This is a genomic window from Vreelandella indica, from assembly GCF_037070225.1.
Taxonomy (GTDB): Bacteria; Pseudomonadota; Gammaproteobacteria; order Pseudomonadales; family Halomonadaceae; genus Vreelandella; species Vreelandella arctica.
Genome location: NZ_JBANSO010000088.1, coordinates 1 through 1,471 on the forward strand (window position 1 = coordinate 1; position 1,471 = coordinate 1,471).

Here is a 1,471-nt window from a genome sequence, read left to right on the forward strand (position 1 = left end):
CTTCCAAAATGGTACCTGAAAAACTGACCTTCTCGCCACTCTCACGCCGGCAAATTGAAGCCGATTTCTCTGGGGGCCACATCACCTCCGATGCTGGATTGCTCTTGCTACGGGAAGTCGATAAACAACATCGTCTGACGCACCGCTTGGCCTCCGTGCTTCATGATCCCCGCGCACCGGAACAGGTTCGTCACAAGCTCGACACTCTGGTGCGTCAGCGGGTGTTCGGTGTCGCCGCGGGCTACGAAGATTTTAACGACCATGAGGCCCTACGTTACGACCAAGCGCTTCAGACCGCGCTAGGTGAAGATGAAGTCTTGGCGGGTAAGTCTACACTGTGTCGGAGCGAGCAGAAGGTAGACCGGCAAGCGATGGTGAAGGCCCATGCGTTACTGTGGCATCACTTCATTGAGCAGCATGACCAACCCCCCAAGGAAATCGTGCTGGACTTTGATGGCACCGATATTCCCGTGCACGGCGAGCAACCCGGGAAGTTCTTTAACCGCTATTATGATCACCACTGCTACTTCCCGCTGTATGTCTTCTGTGGCCGCCATCTGCTAGTGAGCTATCTGCGTACCAGTGACCACAGCGACAGCCATCACAGCTGGGCCATCCTGGCGTTACTGGTGCGCTTTATCCGCCAGTACTGGCCCGATACGCGCATTGTGTTACGAGGTGATAGTCACTTTTGTCGCCCCCGGATGCTGAACTGGTGCGATCGGCATCACGTTGACTATATCGTGGGTATCGGTAAGAACAGTCGGCTGCTCAAGGAAGTGGACGTGCCCATGATGCTGGTGCGCAAGACCCAATGGCAGGTGGGAGGCAAAGTGGCAGAGACGTTCCGCTTCCCGTATCAAGCACACTCTTGGAAATACCCACGCTGGGTGGTCGCTCGTCTAGAAGAAAGCGAGCTGGGCTCCAATCCCCGATTTATCATCAGCTCCCGTTACGACGACGGCTTCAAGCTTTACTACGAGCAGTATTGTGCTCGGGGCGACATGGAAAACCGAATCAAGGATCAACAACTGAGCCTGTTTGCTGACCGGACCTCCAGTACGCACTGGTGGGCCAATCAGTGGCGGCTGATCTTATCGGGCTTCGCCTATACGCTGTTCGAGCGCTTACGTACTTACCTGAAGAAGACCCCTTTTGAGCGCATGAGCCCAAGCAACCTGAGGCTCAAACTCATCAAAGTGGGCGCGGTCATCATCCGCAATACGCGCCGAATCCGGGTGTTGATGAGTGACAGCTACCCCTATAAAGCGCAACTATCCGATCTCGTCAGGCGGTTGGTGCCGAACTGAATGCGCGGGCGCCCCCGGCCCGACGCAATGGGGGAAAGGGGGAAGTGTATCTGAACGACGGAAAGTGGTTAAAAAGTAGGCAATTTAAGATGTACCAATAGGTTTTTAATAGCATGGCGGCCTGGGTGCGGTACTTGCTGAGGTGCTATGAGAAATCCGGG

At 55.2% G+C, this 1,471-nt stretch carries 1 protein-coding gene; it reads left to right on the forward strand.

What is annotated here, in order from left to right; genetic code table 11:
* The first annotated feature begins 8 nt into the window (after nt 1-8).
* Nucleotides 9-1,310 (forward strand): IS1380 family transposase, encoded by a 1,302-nt coding sequence (locus V8L71_RS20610; protein ID WP_101146771.1) that lies wholly within the window; start codon nt 9-11, stop codon nt 1,308-1,310.
* Nucleotides 1,311-1,471 lie beyond the last annotated feature (161 nt).

Excerpts from the sequence above, each read along its gene's own strand:
- V8L71_RS20610 (WP_101146771.1), top strand. The coding sequence starts at position 9 with ATGGTACCTGAAAAACTGACCTTCTCGCCACTCTCACGCCGGCAAATT.